Annotated in this window: 16 protein-coding genes; 8 read left to right on the top strand and 8 right to left on the bottom strand. The window is 46.6% G+C overall.

Going from position 1 to position 16,390, the window contains the following annotated elements; translation table 11 throughout:
- Positions 1-72: 72 nt before the first annotated feature.
- Together A3773_RS04910 and hslO are read right to left on the bottom strand one after the other, a co-directional pair.
- Complete coding sequence (locus A3773_RS04910; protein WP_067983708.1) at positions 73-1,620, bottom strand: phosphoenolpyruvate carboxykinase; 1,548 nt, start codon at positions 1,618-1,620, stop codon at positions 73-75.
- Positions 1,621-1,791: 171 nt separating this feature from the next.
- Entirely contained in the window at positions 1,792-2,664 is an 873-nt protein-coding gene (gene hslO, locus A3773_RS04905; RefSeq protein ID WP_067983705.1) for an Hsp33 family molecular chaperone HslO, read from the bottom strand.
- Between the two features lie 122 nt (positions 2,665-2,786).
- Between hslO and A3773_RS04900 the strand changes: the two genes are divergently transcribed.
- Positions 2,787-3,575, top strand: coding sequence for a phosphatase PAP2 family protein (locus tag A3773_RS04900; RefSeq protein WP_067983703.1), 789 nt, complete (start codon positions 2,787-2,789; stop codon positions 3,573-3,575).
- A gap of 54 nt (positions 3,576-3,629) precedes the next feature.
- On the opposite strand, the gene hslR is transcribed toward A3773_RS04900, so the two are convergent.
- Together hslR and yrfG are read right to left on the bottom strand one after the other, a co-directional pair.
- Positions 3,630-4,037: a ribosome-associated heat shock protein Hsp15 gene (gene hslR / locus A3773_RS04895; protein ID WP_067983701.1), complete on the bottom strand. Its 408-nt coding sequence runs from the start codon at positions 4,035-4,037 to the stop codon at positions 3,630-3,632.
- 11 nt (positions 4,038-4,048) lie between these two features.
- Positions 4,049-4,702: a GMP/IMP nucleotidase gene (yrfG, locus tag A3773_RS04890; RefSeq protein ID WP_067983698.1), complete on the bottom strand. Its 654-nt coding sequence runs from the start codon at positions 4,700-4,702 to the stop codon at positions 4,049-4,051.
- 32 nt (positions 4,703-4,734) lie between these two features.
- On the opposite strand from yrfG, the gene nudE reads away from it, so the two are divergent.
- Both nudE and cysQ read left to right on the top strand, forming a co-directional pair.
- Positions 4,735-5,295 carry an ADP compounds hydrolase NudE gene (gene nudE, locus A3773_RS04885; protein WP_067983696.1) on the top strand — a complete coding sequence of 187 codons (561 nt, stop codon included), beginning with the start codon at positions 4,735-4,737 and terminating at the stop codon, positions 5,293-5,295.
- A 55-nt stretch (positions 5,296-5,350) separates the two neighbouring features.
- Positions 5,351-6,181 carry a 3'(2'),5'-bisphosphate nucleotidase CysQ gene (cysQ, locus tag A3773_RS04880; RefSeq protein WP_067983694.1) on the top strand — a complete coding sequence of 277 codons (831 nt, stop codon included), beginning with the start codon at positions 5,351-5,353 and terminating at the stop codon, positions 6,179-6,181.
- A 137-nt stretch (positions 6,182-6,318) separates the two neighbouring features.
- Here the strand turns inward: cysQ and A3773_RS04875 are convergent, their stop codons facing one another.
- Positions 6,319-6,600, bottom strand: a complete 282-nt coding sequence (locus A3773_RS04875) for a hypothetical protein (protein ID WP_067983692.1) — start codon at positions 6,598-6,600, stop codon at positions 6,319-6,321.
- 291 nt (positions 6,601-6,891) lie between these two features.
- On the opposite strand from A3773_RS04875, the gene A3773_RS04870 reads away from it, so the two are divergent.
- Positions 6,892-7,473 (top strand): superoxide dismutase, encoded by a 582-nt coding sequence (locus A3773_RS04870; protein ID WP_067983690.1) that lies wholly within the window; start codon positions 6,892-6,894, stop codon positions 7,471-7,473.
- An 81-nt stretch (positions 7,474-7,554) separates the two neighbouring features.
- Here A3773_RS04870 and A3773_RS04865 read toward each other — a convergent pair whose 3' ends face one another.
- Positions 7,555-8,175, bottom strand: a complete 621-nt coding sequence (locus tag A3773_RS04865) for an arylesterase (protein WP_231902150.1) — start codon at positions 8,173-8,175, stop codon at positions 7,555-7,557.
- Between the two features lie 11 nt (positions 8,176-8,186).
- On the opposite strand from A3773_RS04865, the gene A3773_RS04860 reads away from it, so the two are divergent.
- Both A3773_RS04860 and A3773_RS04855 read left to right on the top strand, forming a co-directional pair.
- Positions 8,187-8,876: an ABC transporter ATP-binding protein gene (locus tag A3773_RS04860; protein ID WP_067983688.1), complete on the top strand. Its 690-nt coding sequence runs from the start codon at positions 8,187-8,189 to the stop codon at positions 8,874-8,876.
- Positions 8,873-11,365, top strand: a complete 2,493-nt coding sequence (locus A3773_RS04855; RefSeq protein ID WP_067983686.1) for an ABC transporter permease — start codon at positions 8,873-8,875, stop codon at positions 11,363-11,365. The genes A3773_RS04860 and A3773_RS04855 overlap by 4 nt, the downstream gene beginning before the upstream one ends.
- Positions 11,366-11,444: 79 nt before the next feature.
- Here A3773_RS04855 and A3773_RS04850 read toward each other — a convergent pair whose 3' ends face one another.
- On the bottom strand, positions 11,445-14,159 hold the full coding sequence (locus tag A3773_RS04850) for a DUF748 domain-containing protein (RefSeq protein WP_067983684.1): 2,715 nt from the start codon (positions 14,157-14,159) through the stop codon (positions 11,445-11,447).
- A 414-nt stretch (positions 14,160-14,573) separates the two neighbouring features.
- Here A3773_RS04850 and A3773_RS18525 point away from each other — a divergent pair, with 414 nt between their 5' ends.
- Positions 14,574-14,696, top strand: a complete 123-nt coding sequence (locus tag A3773_RS18525; RefSeq protein WP_269454482.1) for a hypothetical protein — start codon at positions 14,574-14,576, stop codon at positions 14,694-14,696.
- A gap of 539 nt (positions 14,697-15,235) precedes the next feature.
- Positions 15,236-15,526, top strand: coding sequence for a hypothetical protein (locus A3773_RS04845; RefSeq protein ID WP_067983682.1), 291 nt, complete (start codon positions 15,236-15,238; stop codon positions 15,524-15,526).
- 62 nt (positions 15,527-15,588) lie between these two features.
- Here A3773_RS04845 and rpiA read toward each other — a convergent pair whose 3' ends face one another.
- The gene (gene rpiA, locus A3773_RS04840; RefSeq protein ID WP_067983680.1) at positions 15,589-16,260 is read right to left on the bottom strand and encodes a ribose-5-phosphate isomerase RpiA; all 672 of its coding nucleotides are present in this window, start codon (positions 16,258-16,260) and stop codon (positions 15,589-15,591) included.
- Positions 16,261-16,390: the final 130 nt, after the last annotated feature.

Below are 16,390 nucleotides of genomic sequence, written 5' to 3'. Positions count from 1 at the left end.
CCGTTTTTTTTGAGCCAGCCACAAAAAAGCCCCTGTAGAAATACAGGGGCTTTTTATAGGGTCAGCGATGCCTTAAAGTTTAGGGCCCGCTGCAACAATATCTTCTGATACGCCATCAAACTTCTTAAAGTTTGAAACAAACTGACCAATCAGGTCTGTTGCAGCGGCATCATACGTTGATTTATCAGCCCATGTTTCACGTGGGTTTAATAAACCAGAATCAACACCAGGAACGGAAACTGGCACATCAAGGTTCAAACCATCCAACTTAATCGTCTCAGCACCCGCTAGAGCACCGTTCTGAATCGCACTAATAATACCGCGAGTTGTAGGAATACTGAAACGCTGGCCTGTACCGTAAGAACCGCCTGTCCAGCCAGTATTAACTAGGTAAACTTTAGAGCCGAACTCTTCAATACGCTTCATTAGCAATTCAGCGTACACATGCGCTGGACGCGGGAAGAAAGGCGCACCAAAACACGTAGAGAAGGTAGATTTAATACCACCACCTGAACCCATTTCAGTTGAACCGACAAGCGCGGTATAACCCGATAGGAAGTGGTACGCAGCCGCTTCTTTCGTTAATACAGAAACCGGCGGTAATACACCGGTTAAGTCGCATGTTAGGAAGACAATTGAATCTGGCTCATCGCCCATGTTCGTTTCAGTACGTTTTTCAACATGCTGTAATGGGTATGCACAACGACCATTCTCAGTCAGAGACGTATCATCATAATCAGCGGTACGCTTTTCATTAAGTGTTACGTTCTCAACGATCGCACCAAAACGGATAGCATCCCAGATAATAGGTTCATTTTTCTGGCTTAGGTTGATTGTCTTAGCGTAGCAACCACCTTCCAAGTTAAAGACAACGCCTTTGCCCCAACCATGCTCGTCATCACCAATAAGGTAACGATCAGGGTCAGCAGACAGTGTTGTTTTACCTGTACCAGAAAGGCCGAAGAACAATGTAGTACTGTTATCTTCGCCTACGTTGGCAGAACAGTGCATTGGAAGCACATCTTTTTCTGGCAGTAGGAAGTTTTGAACAGAGAACATCGCTTTCTTCATCTCGCCCGCATAACGCATGCCCACAAGCAATACTTTACGCTGCGCGAAGTTAAGGATGACACAACCATCACTGTTAGTACCATCACGCTCAGGAATACACTCGAAACCTGCAACGTTTAGGACTTGCCACTCTTCTTTCGCTTTTGGATTGTACTCCGCAGGGCGAATGAATAGATTTTGACCAAACAGATTCTGCCACGCAGTCTGAGTTGTCATTTTAACAGCAAGGTAGTGACTTGGATCGGAGCCGACGTGTACGTTAGATACGAAGTGTTCTTTATCCGCTATAAACTCTTCTACGCGAGTCCATAGGGCATCAAACTTATCGGTATCGAAAGGACGGTTGATATTGCCCCAATCGATCGAATCTGAAGTACTTGGCTCGTCAACGATGTAACGATCCATCGGTGAGCGACCTGTACGTTTGCCCGTTGTTACTACGAGGGCGCCTGTATCAGCTAGTGTACCTTCACCATTAAGAATGGCTTTTTCAACTAGCTCAGCTGGGCTTAAATTTCGGTATGCAATGTTCAATGAATCTTTGGTCATTACTGGGTTCCCTTGGCATAGGCGCCAATAACGTTTCCTAAATAATAAGGCGTAAGGTGTCTATATATCGTATTTATAAGGAGGCGTATTATGCACAAAAATCGCACTAAACGCCATTCCCCAAAACATTTAAGAGTTGACTTAACGCAATTTTGAGCTAAAGGTGTTCAATTAATGTACATTCCCGCTATCATCGGTGTGCCCAGATTCGGAAAATAACGCGTCAACATCCGCCAAATCGAATCGGTAGTGGCTATTACAGAACTGACAATGCACATCAATCTGCCCCTCCTCTTCAATCAGCGACTCTAGCTCAGCCTTACCTACCAACTTCAGCGACGCCAAACTACGCGCCCGTGAACAGGTACACTTAAACTGCACAGGGTCAGGCTCATAAAGGCGGCATGTTTCTTCATGGAATAAACGGAACAGCAACGTTTCGTTGTCTAATTCAAGCAACTCAACACTCTTTAGGGTCGATGCCAATAAACTGATGCGTTCCCAATCCTCTTGGCCTGAGCCTTCCGCTGGTAACACTTGCAGCATCAATCCCGCCGCCATCTCACCATCCGATGCTAATTGCACATAAGTGGGCAGCTGCTCGGAGCTAATAAAATAACGCTCAAGGCATTTCGCTAAGTTTTCACCATCTAAAGGCACAACACCCTGATAACGATGTCCATTTTCCGGCTCAATCGTCAATACCACCTGCCCTTGGGGCAGCAATTCAACAAAAGAGGCATTGTCAGGCACATCACCCTCTAAGCGGGCAATCGCCCTCACATCTCGGTTCTGATTTGTTTCTGCCATTAAAAGACGTACATTCCCCTGCCCTTGAGCCTGAAGAATTAAACGCCCTTCAAACTTAAGGTTAGAGCTCAGCAAGCTAACCGCCGCCAACATCTCACCTAGCACCTGTTTAATCACGGGTGGATAGTCATGATTTTCAAAACAATCACTGCAGGTTTGTTTAAGGCCTGAAACGACGCCTCGTATATCCAACTCATCAAACATAATGCGCTGGATTTGATCCGGGTTACTCATATAAATAAGTCTATTCGCTGATTAGAGAGGAAGTTGAATACCTAAATTGATATTCAAGGCTGTAGATATATTTTATCATACCCACTCTACTATTCGAGCCAGCCATAGATACAAATATAATAATGAATACTATTACTGTTTTTAACACCCGTTGGAATATCAAAGCCCTGCTCATCAGCCATGTCGTTGCGTTTATATGGATTGGTTTTTTCCTGACGGATACAGGCTTTGCGTTCTGGCGCAGCATTGATCAAAACATCTTCTTTACCTTGAACGGCACGCTGTCTGAAGACAACAGCTGGACACGGTTCTGGGCATGGTCCAATGTGCGTATTTTCGACATGATCCCACTGCTTATCATGCTGGCGAGCATTACGTTTCCGGGGATGGGAATAAAACGGGATCGCCTACAACAAGCGTTTATTGGGTTTATTCTTTTGCTGGTACTGATGTTCCCTATACGGGAGTCCGTTTACGAATATGCGCGCGCAATCGGCCTGAGCGGCAATAGCCCCTCACTGGTGCTTGAACCCTCGTTTAAATTCAGCAAAATCGTTCCGGATATCCCAGCTAAAGATTCCGCTGGCCATAGTTTCCCTGGCGACCATGCCGCAGTGGTACTTACGTGGGCCGGCTTTATTCTATTAAATGCACGGAGCGCGCTATCCATAAGCGCCCTGCTTTTAGCCCTTCTATTTATGTTACCGCGTATTGTCGGTGGCGCTCACTGGGCCAGTGACAATCTGGTTGGCGGGGCCTTCTCGGCGATGCTGACGCTTAGTTGGGCCTTTTGCACCCCGCTAATGCACTATTTCACATCAGGTGTACATAAACTATTACGCCCGTTAATTGATTTATTTGGCAAGATCCCATGGCTGAACCAACTGCCAATTCTGAAACAGCCTCGTTAACAAGGGACAAGTGCGTTAGGCATAACACCGCGCCTAACGCATAAGCACGCGAGCTTACTTATCAAAAATACCGCGTTCACTATCCTTAAAAGAGATAATCTGGCGCCGTTCTTTTTTGTTGGGCCGGTTGCGTGGGTTTAACCCACTACCCATCGCTTTTCTTTGCGCCGCATTCTCTTCCCGCTTGCGGATACTTGCGTCGGTTTCGCGGTAGAGTTTTTGCGCATCAGGTGCGCCTCCACGTCGATCGGACAGCTCAACCACAACAATCTCTTTCTCATCAAATCCTTGACGAATAGTTAATGTGGCACCCACTTCAACATGGCGACTACACTTAGTTCGCTGTCCGTTGTAGTGGACTTTGCCCCCATCAATCATCTGTTTTGCAACGGCTCGGGTTTTATAAAAACGGGCGGCCCAAAGCCATTTATCTAAACGAACTTTCTCGTCAGGCTGTGTCATTCTTTTCCGTCTTACTTCGGTGTAATTTCATTGAAATGATCAATCGCTAAAAAGCCTTCGATCTCTCTTTTAGGCTGCTGGCTATCCGGTTGAAAAATTGAAAGCAGATAACGGATACCATACGTTTTGGCGCTTTCAAGCACAGCAAAGCTATCATCCACCAGCAGTGTTCGTTCTTTATCAAACGCTTCGACCTCTTGTAGTTTATCCCAAAAACCAAATGTTTCCTTAGCAAGGCCAAAGTCATGTGAACAGATCACATGATCAACCAACTGATCCAGGTTCGTTGTTTCTGCCTTCAGGGATAAACTATCTTGATGCGCATTGGTAACAATTACGGTGCGAATCCCCTGCTGCTTTAACGCCAACAAAAAATCCTCTACGTGGGGCCTAAACGCGATTTTCGTTGCCACTTCCCTTTTCAGCTCCGCCACGGGCACATTAAGCTCCCGCGTCCAATAGTCTAAACAATACCAATTAAGCGAGCCCTGCTCCTCTATGATACGCTCATGAAGCCACTGACGAGCCTCATCTACCTTCATCGCATGTATCTGGGCATAACGTAGAGGAAGATGCTCAAGCCAGAAAAAAGTGTCAAAGTGTAGGTCAAGAAGCGTGCCGTCCATATCTAACAACACGGTATCGATATTTTGCCAATCAAACATTACTCAGGCCATTTGTAGGAGGAAGGTTCAGTATGACGGTTAAACCCGAGATTTTGAAGATAACTAACACCGCTAAAAGTCGATTATTTAACGTTGAAGAGATAGAACTACGCTTTTCTAACGGTGCAGAGCGTACCTATGAACGTTTAGCTAATCGCGGTCATGGCGCGGTTATGATTATCCCTATTACCGAGAATGGCGACGTATTACTTATTCGTGAATATGCGGTAGGCATAGAAGATTACACACTCACTTTGCCAAAAGGCTTAATTGATCCAGGCGAGGATGAACATACCGCTGCCGACCGCGAGCTAAAAGAGGAAGCGGGATTTGGTAGTAACCGCTTACATACCTTAAAGGTTATGACTTCCGCCCCCAACTATATGGGTCATGCGGTTACGGCCGTAGTTGCGCAAGACCTTTACCCCTGCCGATTGGAAGGTGATGAGCCTGAAGAGATGGAGGTTGTTCGTTGGCCGCTTGATAAATTAGAGCAACTCGTTGCAGATCCAGATTTCACAGAAGCCCGCGCGATTGCCGCCTTATATATGGTAAAAGATTTTTTGGCTAAACAATCGTCAAAAAGAGACTAGACTGTAAACAGAGGCGTAACAATCAAGGTTCAATAACAAAAAAAGGGCCGTTGTGATGAATCATAAAAAACTCATCAAATCACTTATTCCCCTGTGTGAGCAGGCCAGTGAAGCGATCATGCAGGTTTACACGAGCAAAGACTTCGCTATTCGTATTAAGCAAGACCTTTCACCCGTGACCAAAGCGGACCTAGCAGCACATGAAATCATCCAAAAGGGATTACTTGCCCTCACCCCCGACATTCCACAGCTTAGCGAAGAAGATGAATCAACAACCTTTCAGCAACGGCAGCAGTGGGACCGATTCTGGTGTATTGATCCATTAGATGGCACAAAAGAGTTCATTCAACAGAATGATGAGTTCACCATCAATATTGCCTTGATTGAGCAGCACAAGCCGGTGCTTGGCATTATCTATGTCCCCGCCACTAAAACCGCTTACTGGGGTAGCACACAACTCCCCGCCCATAAGCAGATCGACGGCCAACGCTCCGCGCAGATCCGCAGTAGACCTTTAGGGCAGGAATTAATTATTGCCGCAAGCCGCAGACATGGGCAGACGCGTAATGACGTCCTACTCAAGCCTCTCTACAAATATTTTCGGCGCGTACACAATCAAGCGGTCGGCAGCTCATTAAAGATGTGTCTAATCGCAGAAGGCGTGGCCGATTTTTATCCTCGTTTATTTCCAACCAGCGAATGGGATACCGCAGCAGCACAAGCTATTGTCGAAGCGGCAGGTGGACGGTTAGTGAATGCAACCAGCTTGCAGCCATTAGCCTATAACGAACAGGAGTCGTTGGAAAACCCATTTTTCTATGTCTGTGGCGATCCTCAATTCCCACTAGAAGAGGTCGCGCTGCATAGGGCCACACCACCGGCGTGACGTGGCAGGGTTGTTAATAGAACACTATTTAAAAAGGGCCGCCACCAGTAACAGATAAGGTGCTATAAGATACGCACCTTTCAGTTACTGACGGGGATGAAGAAAACGACGAAATGCCCCTTTCTCTTTTTATACGCTTATTCAGCTGCGCAGGCGTTAGAACCCGTACGCACAACTTCATCCACTTTAAATCTGAAATCGGGATCGCTAATTTTCCCCCCCATAATCAGTTTCACTTCATTATCACTAAAGTGCTTATGCACATATTTAGCTAAGCAGTCACAACGGGCTTCAGTCGTCCCCTCTGCTTGCATACAGCCTTCTTTAAACGGGCCAAAGGTACTTGACGTCAAAAATTGCGTTTTAACCGCTAAAATACCTAACGCAACAAGGGCTATCCAAATAAGAACTTTATACATCGTAAAATAATCACTTTTTTATAGTTATATAAAATAAACAGCCCGTTATTCTAGGGCGAATAAGCCGCAGTTTCAGCAAACTTTAGTCGCAAGCAGAGCGGAAGCACCCCCATTTGATGGCAAATGAACGATTAAACACACTTTTTGTACCATGAAATGTAAAGTATTGAGTGCTATGATTCACTCGAATTAATATTTACCGGCTGCTCTATCATAGTGAGAGCACTAAATAATGGTAAGCAGCTGCCTGATAATTTGTCTAATATAGACTGACACAATAAGGTGACACTTATGAGCTTTGAACTTCCGCCGCTACCTTATGCTAAGGATGCTCTGGAACCACACATTTCTTCAGAAACTCTAGACTTCCACCACGGTAAGCACCATAACACATACGTTGTTAAGCTAAACGGCTTGGTTCCTGGTACTGAATTTGAAGGCAAAACGCTAGAAGAGATCATCACTTCAGCGCCTGCTGGCGGCGTATTCAACAACGCAGCACAGATCTGGAACCACACTTTCTACTGGAACTGCCTAGCACCTAACGCTGGTGGCGAGCCAACAGGCCCTATCGCTGATGCAATCAACACTAAATGGGGCTCTTTCGCAGCGTTCCAAGAAGCATTGAACGATAAAGCTGTAAACAACTTCGGCTCTAGCTGGACCTGGTTAGTTAAAAATGCTGACGGTTCTCTAGAAATCGTTAACACTAGCAATGCAGGTTGCCCACTTACAACAGGTCAGACGCCATTGTTGACTGTTGACCTTTGGGAACACGCTTACTACATCGATTACCGTAACGTTCGTCCTGATTACCTTAAAGGTTTCTGGGCGCTTGTTAACTGGGATTTCGTAAACGCAAACTTCGCATAAATTTTCGTTTTACACAAAAAAGGCACCTTAGGTGCCTTTTTTTTCGTCATCAGGCTACTAGCCCCTATAACAAGGAAAAGGCTAATCCCGCTCTTCTAACAACGGCTCAAGATAAGGCCAGACTTTATCGACCAGATAGGGCTGACCTTTTGCATTAGGGTGAATTCCATCTTTTTGCATCCGTTCTGGCACCAGTGCCACCTGCTCCATAAAAAATGGCACAAAAAACACGCCCGTTTCATCCGCAATATCAGGATAGATCTCTTTAAATGCTTGGGTATAGGCCACGCCGTAATTGGCCGGTAGCTGAATACCTAAAAGCACCACTTCAGCATCAACCTCTTCCACCATGTCGATCAAGCGTACTAGGTTTTTACGGATAGCGAACGGAGGCGTGCCTCGTAGTCCATCATTTCCACCAAGCTCGATAATAACTATTTCTGCATCAACCTTTTGCAATAGCATTTTGAGACGTGCAATTCCATTTTGGGTAGTATCACCACTCACGCTCGCGTTAATCACATCGATCAAATAACCTTCACGCTGTATACGCTGGTCGAGTAAATGAACCCAACCTTGTTCTGGTTTCATATTATGAGCAGAGGACAAACTATCGCCCAACACAACAAGGGAACCTGCGCTTGCAGGTAACGTCAATGTAAAATGGCCTAGAATAATAAGCAGTGAAAGTAGAATTCGCACAGGGACACCTAATGAATCAGAAAACAGATACGGTTATCAGCGCTCAGCATCTCGCAAAACGGTTTAAGACTCAAGCGGGGAATTTAGAGTTATTTAAAGACCTGAACCTCGAAATCCAACGGGGCGAAACTGTTGCGATCATTGGCCCATCCGGCACGGGAAAATCATCTTTACTTGCTATATTAGCGGGTTTAGACCAACCCAGCACGGGCACTATCCTGCTCAACAACACAGACCTCGAAGGTTTAAGTGATAAACAACGGGCGGCGTTCCGTAATCAACATATTAGTTTTGTATTCCAAGCGTTCCATTTACTCCCCGATTTAACTGCACTGCAAAATGTCATGCTCCCCCTGCAGATTCGTAACCACAAAAATGCAGCGCAGGAAGCCACCCACTGGCTCAACAAGGTAGACCTAGCCGAACGTCTTAATCATAAACCCGCAGAGCTGTCAGGAGGCGAACAGCAGCGTGTAGCGATTGCTCGCAGCTTTGCCACACAACCCACGCTACTCTTTGCCGACGAGCCGACCGGAAATTTGGATGAACAAACGGGCGAACAGATCATCCAGCAGCTATTTACCCTCAATAAAGAGCAGAATACGACACTGATTTTGATCACCCATGATCCCTCCCTCGCGAAACGCTGCCAGCGCGCCTTAAAGCTACAAAATGGTGAGCTAACCGAGATCGACCTATGAGTATAACAACACCCCTCCAGTTAGCCGCTAAACAAAGCATTAGTTGCCTAAAGTTGAGTGAATGGCGTGCCTTAATTATTGCCCTGCTATTAGCCGTTACCATTGCCAGCCTCATGGCTGTTTTAGGCGAACGCATCGAGCGCACGTTGATGCGTCAAGGTAGCGACATTTTAGGCGCCGACTTAATTCTCAGTAGCAGTCGAACACTGGATGAAAGCACGCTGGTGAGCGCTCAAGAGTCAGGTATTACCGCCAGTGAAGTCGTTCAACTAGGGACCATGGCCAGCCATGATGAACGCTTTTTATTAGTCACCATTCGCGCACTACAGGCCGCCTACCCCCGGGGAAAAATAACCCTAGAACCGCCCACACCCTTAAACCTTCCAAAACCCAATGAGGTCTGGGCTGAGCAAAGCGCATTGGATCGTTTAAACCTAACCTTAGGCGATCAGATCACGCTGGGGAGCGTCTCGTTTACCTTAACCGCCGTGATTCAATCAGCCCCCGATCGCGGGCGAGGTTTTATTAGCTTTAACCCTCAGCTGATTATTAATCGCCAGCAGTTAGAGCAAACCGGCTTATTAGGGCCGGGCGCGCGCCTGAGCTACCGCCAACTTTTTGCGGGAACACCGACCCAGATTGCCACGTTAAGGCAGCGTCTTGAGCAGAATTTAAAGACCGGGGAAAAACTCTCATCCATTACGTCAGAAGAGGGGCAACAGAATAGCGCCCTCAATAAAGCCTCCTCTTACCTACGGTTAGGCGCACTCTTCGCCTTGCTGATCTCGGCGATGACCATCTTTCTAAGCCTACGACGGTTTACACAAAGCCAATACAAACGCGCTGCACTGTTAAAAACCTTAGGCGTAAGCGATCAACAGATACTACAGCTCTATATTATTCAACTGTGTTTAGCTTGGCTGCTATGTTCCGTTGCAGGGGTTATCCTGACCTGGTTATTAGAAAGCGCGGGGCTAACACTGCTACAAGGCGTACTCCCCCAACCCGTCCCTGCGGCCTCAATATTCACCTATCTATCCGGCCCCCTCTTAGGGATAACGATCCTGCTCTGCTTAGGATTACCTTCGCTATTTAAGTTACAAAACAGCAACCCCTTACAGCTGATTCAAGACCAAACCGCCCCACTAACATGGGGTAATAAGTTGCCTTATGCAGCCGCTATGCTTATCTTGGTCGGTGCTACCGCTTGGTACTTAAACAACCTGCTATTAACCATCAGCTTAACGCTCTGTCTACTTGTGGTGGGCGGCCTGTTGGGCAGTCTCGGCGCCTATCTCAGTAAAGTGATCAGTCAAAAATTCGCCCCTCATCACCCCCTAGGGAATTTGCTGTTCAGTCGCGTTCAACAGCAACAGCGCTGGTATAAACTACAAATACCGGTGATCTGCCTGCTTTTTTCACTGTTAAGTATCAACTTAATCGCATTAAACGACCTACTCAGCCGCTGGCAAGCTCAGCTCCCCGAGGAAACCCCTAACCACTTTGTGATTAACATCCAAGAATGGGAAAAAGAGGGCGTACAAACCCTACTACATAGCCACCAAATCGACCCTCAGCTGTGGCCGATTTACCGTGGGCGACTCAATGCCATCAACCACCAGCCCCTATCGGAGGCGCTCACTCAAAAGCAACAGGACCACCCTTCGTTGAATCGCGAGCTTAATTTAACCACCACGATACAACTGCCCGCGCACAATACCCTTGTAGCGGGCCAGTGGCGGGCCTCTAAACAGACAGAGAAGACCGATACACCGTTGACCGGACAGGTATCGATTGAGGAGAAGATAGCCTCAGAGTTAGGCTTAACGCTGGGCGATATCGTGACGTTTAATATCGGGGGTATAGAGCGAAGCGCAGAGGTTAATAGCATACGTAGCGTTCAGTGGGACTCCTTCCAGCCGAACTTCTATTTTATCTTTGCGCCGGGACTGCTAGAGGATATCTCGGCAAGTTACTTAACCAGTTTCCATTTAGGGGACAATAGCGCTGACATTAGCCGACAACTGATTGAGCAGTTTCCGACCTTAACCCTGATCGATGTCCGGCAAATACTTGAACAGCTACAACACTTGCTGACACGCTTATCCATGCTCTCTAGCCTACTGATGCTACTCACCACCAGCGCTGGTTTAATCTTATTATATGTCACGCTCACGCAAGAGCTGGAGCAGCGCCGTTATGAAAATGCCTTGCTACAAACCCTCGGCGCAAGCCAACAACAGTGCAAGCAGCTCGATCGAATGGAAATGGGTTTAATCGGTATGATTAGCGGGTTTATGGCGGTCATTATTAGCGAGTTAAGCTTATGGCCCATCCATCAACAACTGCTGAAACTGGACCCGGTGGTACACCCTTACCTGTGGATAAGTCTGCCAATACTAAGCTGTGGCCTATTTATGTTGATAAGTAAGCTCAGCCATCGACAACAAAGTTTGGCCAGCAGCTATCGAACCCTGATCAGCCGCTAACCCTTTGCACAGAAGCACGGAGGTACAAATCCGTCATTCAGATTGATACCATCATCTGAATGACGGAACAGGTTCATGCTTATAACCCTAATGAAACCTGCGGTTTATCTTTAGATTTTAGGTCCACTTTAGGGTAACAACTAAAGAGACGCTCGCTATCAATCCCTTGCTTATCGGATAGCTCGGTCTTCACCGCATCACTACGCTGTTGCGCTAAGGCCTGTAATGCAGGCTCTAACTCCAGCAATAGAAGCGTTTCATCAAGCGGTGCTTTCTGCTGTTTATTCGTCTCTTGCAACTGCGCCCAAATAGCAGGTTTATCGGCTAATACCGCAACCCCACAAATGTTCATACGCATCCCTTTACGCTCGTTCATCATCTCCGCTAACTTAGCCATATAGGCCTTTGATTCGGACGACAGGGTAGTTTCCGCCGGCTCAAAGATCACAGGTTGCAGCGTGATAAACGACCCATTCTCTTGGGCATCCATCACCATCTGGCTGATCGAAATTAACGCGCCAAAGGGCTGCAGCGCATTGCTTATGTAGCCGATGGCGGCATTTTTAAGCCCCTTACCTGCCAGTTTATTAATAATGGTTTGGTAACCAAACTTAGGATCATCCAAAGAGCCTTCCAAGGGGATTTGCAGATCTATATTGCTATCATTGTCTTGTAGCACCATGATCGCGGTACCCAGCGGCATTGAGACCTTTTGGTCAAACTCACCACTACGCTCACTATTACGTGCCTCAACTTCAAGTCTGTTTAACCGTATATCGGAATCGCCACTCAATTTCCGGTCTTTAATGGTGCCTTTTGTGGTTAACGTTAGCTGACCACTTTGCAAATAATAGCCGGTATATTCCAGTGAGTAAGGGCTAACTTCTGGTAGCTCTAGACCTTTAATTTCTGCATCCCAGTGTCCCCCGTAATTACCGCTGAATAGCTCCATAGCCCCTTTAGCTGAGATTTTGGCGAACTTACTCTTCGCCGCTAACTCAAAGCTCGTTTCACCTTTGGCTGCAGTGTCCAGTTTGCGCAACTCAACCTTGCTAATATCCAGCTGGGTTTTAAACGCCGGTTTCACACCCCTATCGACCACATTAAGGGTGTTACTCCCTGACAGGGATAGACGATTAAGTTTCACGCGAAAAGGCGCGCTAGAGGATGCCGCCTTGCTGCCCGAACCCGCGTTACTCTCTGCCGATGAGAGCTGTGCTAATAACCAGTCCAGATCCGACAGGTTCCGCTTTGGGGTGAGGTATAAGCGGGTTTTACTGTTGTGCAGCAGTAACTGATTAATACTGAGGGATTGCAACTGGTCAAGCGTAACCCCTTTCGCGCTAATTTTATTCCACTGGGTAAAGACTCCCCCATCACCTTCAACGACTAACTGATCAGCCTCTAACTCGGCCAGAGAGATTTTATCGGTATGTTGCACAACCGCTGATTTCAGCGTTAAACCTTTCAAGGTCACGAGCGACTCGCCCGCCGCCGATAGATCAATATCCGCGAGCGTTAACGTTGGAACCGTGGCTTGCCATATCTGCATATCTTGAGTTTCAGCACCTGCGGACAACTGTAACCTACTGACCTGTACACGCTGCTTCGCTTGAGACAGCTGCAATTGATTCACATCGAGCAATAGCCCAGACAGGCTGAGTTGCGTTAGATCCTGTAGGTTAATGGCATCGGCCGTGAGGTGAAGGTCATCCGCATTCATCGCCTGAGCAGCTTGGGAGAGCTGCAGCTTTTTGGCATCAAGCACCAGAGCGGACAGATTCAACGACGTTAACCCCTGCAAATTAATAGCAGAGTTCACCTTAAGACTGTCCAATGAAACCTGGCTACCGGCTTGGGTCAGAGCCAACCCTTGCAGGGCCAACTCGCCTTTGGTTTTGAGCGATTTTAACTCACTGCCAAGTAGCGCCACATTAACACCGCCATTCCACGCCAAGCTTTGCTCTTTAACCTGTAGCCCCTCTTGCGCATAACTCAGGTTTCTCACGCGAACCGAACCGCTTTGAACAATAGAGGTTAAATGGCTACCACTATTACTTTGCGCCTTAATACTTAAATCAAGATCGATATGTGCGCGCAACGTTGGCAAAAAGACAGCGGTAACGCTGTGTAGGGGGAAGTTTTTGAGTTTAACTTTGAGCTCTGAGCTTTTCTCTTCTGGTAACGGGCGAGAGTTGGACGAGAGCAAAATAGGTGCATCATTTAAGGTACCCTCTAAGTCGACCGCTACCAATTGATCCTGATCCCATTGGTAGAAATCCGCTACACGCCCCGTGCTTAAGGTTAAATGGTGTTTTTGTCCTGCAACTTCGGCCCGCCAATTAATATCACGTAACTGCAACTCCTTCAGTCCAAAACTCCAATTAGAGCTGCCCTCTTCCGCGTCGGGTTCCGCCTCTACGGTCTTATCACTCTGGGTCAATTGGTTCAGATCGAGAGGCCCAAGCCACAACTGTTTATCTTGCTCTCGGATACCCACATTGATACCCGCCAGCTCAACCGCCGTTAATAGTACTCTCTCGTCGGCTAGCTGGGCATAATCCAGCGCCACACTGAGCTGATCAACCGCAAGCGCGGGCTTACCCTCCGCAGAAGCCTTAAGCCCTTCGATACTTAAGCGCCCATCAAACCAATCCACGTTAATCGCTTTTAACTCTGCCGTCTCAGCGCCATTATTCAATAACCAAATAACAACCTGATCCCGTACAAGGTACGGAAGGTTGTGCAATAACAGAGCCATTGCAACGAGGATGATAAGAAGAAAACGTACCATAATTATTTTTCGCCCATTTACATAACACTAATCGTTTAATCATAATCGAATTTTATGAATAGGGGCCGAACATTCCATAAAAAACCAACATATTGCTCACGAATACTTAATTAATTGGCAACCGCCTACTAAAACCATATAAAAAGTAATGATATAGCGCCGCTATTACATCATAAGTAGCTCATATAAATTATCTATTAAATTTTAACCAACCCTGTTAAAATCCCGCGCCATTGGGCGCGTCTATTACAGACAAACCAAGACAGTTCTATGCATATTAACTACGGTTCTAACCGTTCACGATACCCGGCCAAAAGAAACCTTAAAGGTTCAGGCGAATAGGGTTGAAGTAATAGATCATTTACTTCGCTGAATAGGTTGGCACCGTTATGTCTTAAATAAGGGGTGACTACCATGGCAGAACATAACGAAAACTTCCGCGACTCTTCTGGCTTCGCTTGGATCATCATTAATTTAATCGCTATGGCTTGGATTACCATGCCTGCGAGCATTGCCGTTAGCCGGATGACGTTCTAAGCGTCTAAGGAAAACTGCAAAAAGCATTGAGCTGTTTTTACATCTACATCCATAAAAACAGCTCAATATTTATCGGGCGATAACAACCACTGCTCAGTGCTCGATAAACACACCCGATTCTCCCTGCTACACCACCCTCTTTTTAACATTAAGCGCAAAAAAATCAGGCGTTATCTAGCGACAACACGCCCCGTTATATCTAAAACCTGAGTGCCATGAACAATTAATACAGCGATATTTATTACGTCTGCTTCTTTCGTCATGGGTATCCACCTTGATCTCAATTTATCAATCATATCTATTATCTAGAAAGACAGATGGGCAGAAAAATGAGCCGTCATTTAATAAGGAAAGCAACGGGCGCCGCGAAATACGCTAACTACAACAGATTAACAAGGATAGGAATAAACAGAATAAATGCGATTTTTTAAAAACAGGGATATCGACCCATCATTTAACCCCGGTGTCATAAAGCCCTGATACAATGACCAACCGGTTTATTGAGCCTGAGCCCAATTATAGCAACCATCTGGAAACCCATGGAAAATTTAACCGCGATTGCCATCTTACTCAGCTACTGGCTTACCATTGGCTTATTAGCTAAATGGTGTGCAAAACGAGAGCAGCCAACTTACATTGCGTTTTTAATCGGGGCGGTAACCTGTGTGATTAGTGCAGGTTTAGTACTTGGCGCATCAAGCCTTTACCATGCCAAACTAATGCTCGTCAGCAACAGTATAGAGATGACGGCACTTCTATTTGTTGGGCTTGCAATCATGGGTGGATGGCGCTGTACCGATAGAACAAAGAAAGCAGGCCAAACAGAGTAAGGCCGCACGCAATCAAAAAAGCCCCGCAAACGCGAGGCTTTTAATAACGAGCGAGACATCGCTTATAGCGCGATCGTTTCAACGCCGTCCGGCGTGCCCATCAAGACAACATCCGCGCCGCGGTTAGCAAACAAACCATTAGTGACAACACCCACAATATTATTGAGCTGCGTTTCTAACGCTTTAGCGTGCATGATTTCCATATCATGAACATCAAGGATCAGATTACCATTATCAGTAACGAAGCCTTCTCGCCATTCAGGCATACCGTCTAATTTAACAATCTCACGGGCCACATATGAACGTGCCATAGGGATCACTTCTACAGGCAAAGGGAATGCGCCGAGTACACCCACTTTTTTAGTGCTATCAACAATACACACAAACTCTTTCGCCACGGCAGCAACGATCTTCTCGCGTGTTAATGCGCCACCTCCCCCTTTAACAAGGTTCAAACCGGAATCAAATTCATCAGCACCATCAACATACACATCCATTTCAGACACCGCGTTCAAATCGAACACCTCGATTCCCTGCGCTTTCAACCGCTCAGCGGTCGCTTCTGAACTTGCAACAGCACCATCAAACATATGCTTTATTTCAGCAAGTGCATCGATAAAGAAATTTGCAGTGGAGCCTGTACCTACACCCACAATGCTCTCTTTATTCAGTTTAGGTTTGATGTATTCCACAGCAGCTTCGGCAACTGCTTTTTTCATCTCATCCTGCGTCATGATTGGCACCTGTGCTTAACGGGCGGTTAAAACACCCGTATTTGCTAATAAATGTTAATTTCTGCGTAAATTATACGCTGCATCGCCTCCATCGTGTAGACGCAATACCGCTTTGCCTTTACCATTTCTA

Origin of the sequence: Neptuniibacter pectenicola, assembly GCF_001597735.1 — a bacterium.
Lineage (GTDB): Bacteria > Pseudomonadota > Gammaproteobacteria > Pseudomonadales > Balneatricaceae > Neptuniibacter > Neptuniibacter pectenicola.
Note: the sequence above shows the minus strand (reverse complement) of the source record. Positions and strands in the feature narration are given on the sequence as shown.

What these genes read in the sequence shown, in the direction of transcription:
- A3773_RS04850 (WP_067983684.1), bottom strand. Translation starts at nt 14,159, where the DNA reads ATGGTACGTTTTCTTCTTATCATCCTCGTTGCAATGGCTCTGTTATTG.
- cysQ (WP_067983694.1), top strand. Translation starts at nt 5,351, where the DNA reads ATGAATCATAAAAAACTCATCAAATCACTTATTCCCCTGTGTGAGCAG.
- hslR (WP_067983701.1), bottom strand. Translation starts at nt 4,037, where the DNA reads ATGACACAGCCTGACGAGAAAGTTCGTTTAGATAAATGGCTTTGGGCC.
- yrfG (WP_067983698.1), bottom strand. Translation starts at nt 4,702, where the DNA reads ATGTTTGATTGGCAAAATATCGATACCGTGTTGTTAGATATGGACGGC.
- A3773_RS04870 (WP_067983690.1), top strand. Translation starts at nt 6,892, where the DNA reads ATGAGCTTTGAACTTCCGCCGCTACCTTATGCTAAGGATGCTCTGGAA.
- A3773_RS04875 (WP_067983692.1), bottom strand. Translation starts at nt 6,600, where the DNA reads ATGTATAAAGTTCTTATTTGGATAGCCCTTGTTGCGTTAGGTATTTTA.
- A3773_RS18525 (WP_269454482.1), top strand. Translation starts at nt 14,574, where the DNA reads ATGGCAGAACATAACGAAAACTTCCGCGACTCTTCTGGCTTCGCTTGG.
- nudE (WP_067983696.1), top strand. Translation starts at nt 4,735, where the DNA reads ATGACGGTTAAACCCGAGATTTTGAAGATAACTAACACCGCTAAAAGT.
- A3773_RS04910 (WP_067983708.1), bottom strand. Translation starts at nt 1,620, where the DNA reads ATGACCAAAGATTCATTGAACATTGCATACCGAAATTTAAGCCCAGCT.
- A3773_RS04855 (WP_067983686.1), top strand. Translation starts at nt 8,873, where the DNA reads ATGAGTATAACAACACCCCTCCAGTTAGCCGCTAAACAAAGCATTAGT.
- rpiA (WP_067983680.1), bottom strand. Translation starts at nt 16,260, where the DNA reads ATGACGCAGGATGAGATGAAAAAAGCAGTTGCCGAAGCTGCTGTGGAA.
- A3773_RS04900 (WP_067983703.1), top strand. Translation starts at nt 2,787, where the DNA reads ATGAATACTATTACTGTTTTTAACACCCGTTGGAATATCAAAGCCCTG.
- A3773_RS04860 (WP_067983688.1), top strand. Translation starts at nt 8,187, where the DNA reads ATGAATCAGAAAACAGATACGGTTATCAGCGCTCAGCATCTCGCAAAA.
- A3773_RS04845 (WP_067983682.1), top strand. Translation starts at nt 15,236, where the DNA reads ATGGAAAATTTAACCGCGATTGCCATCTTACTCAGCTACTGGCTTACC.
- hslO (WP_067983705.1), bottom strand. Translation starts at nt 2,664, where the DNA reads ATGAGTAACCCGGATCAAATCCAGCGCATTATGTTTGATGAGTTGGAT.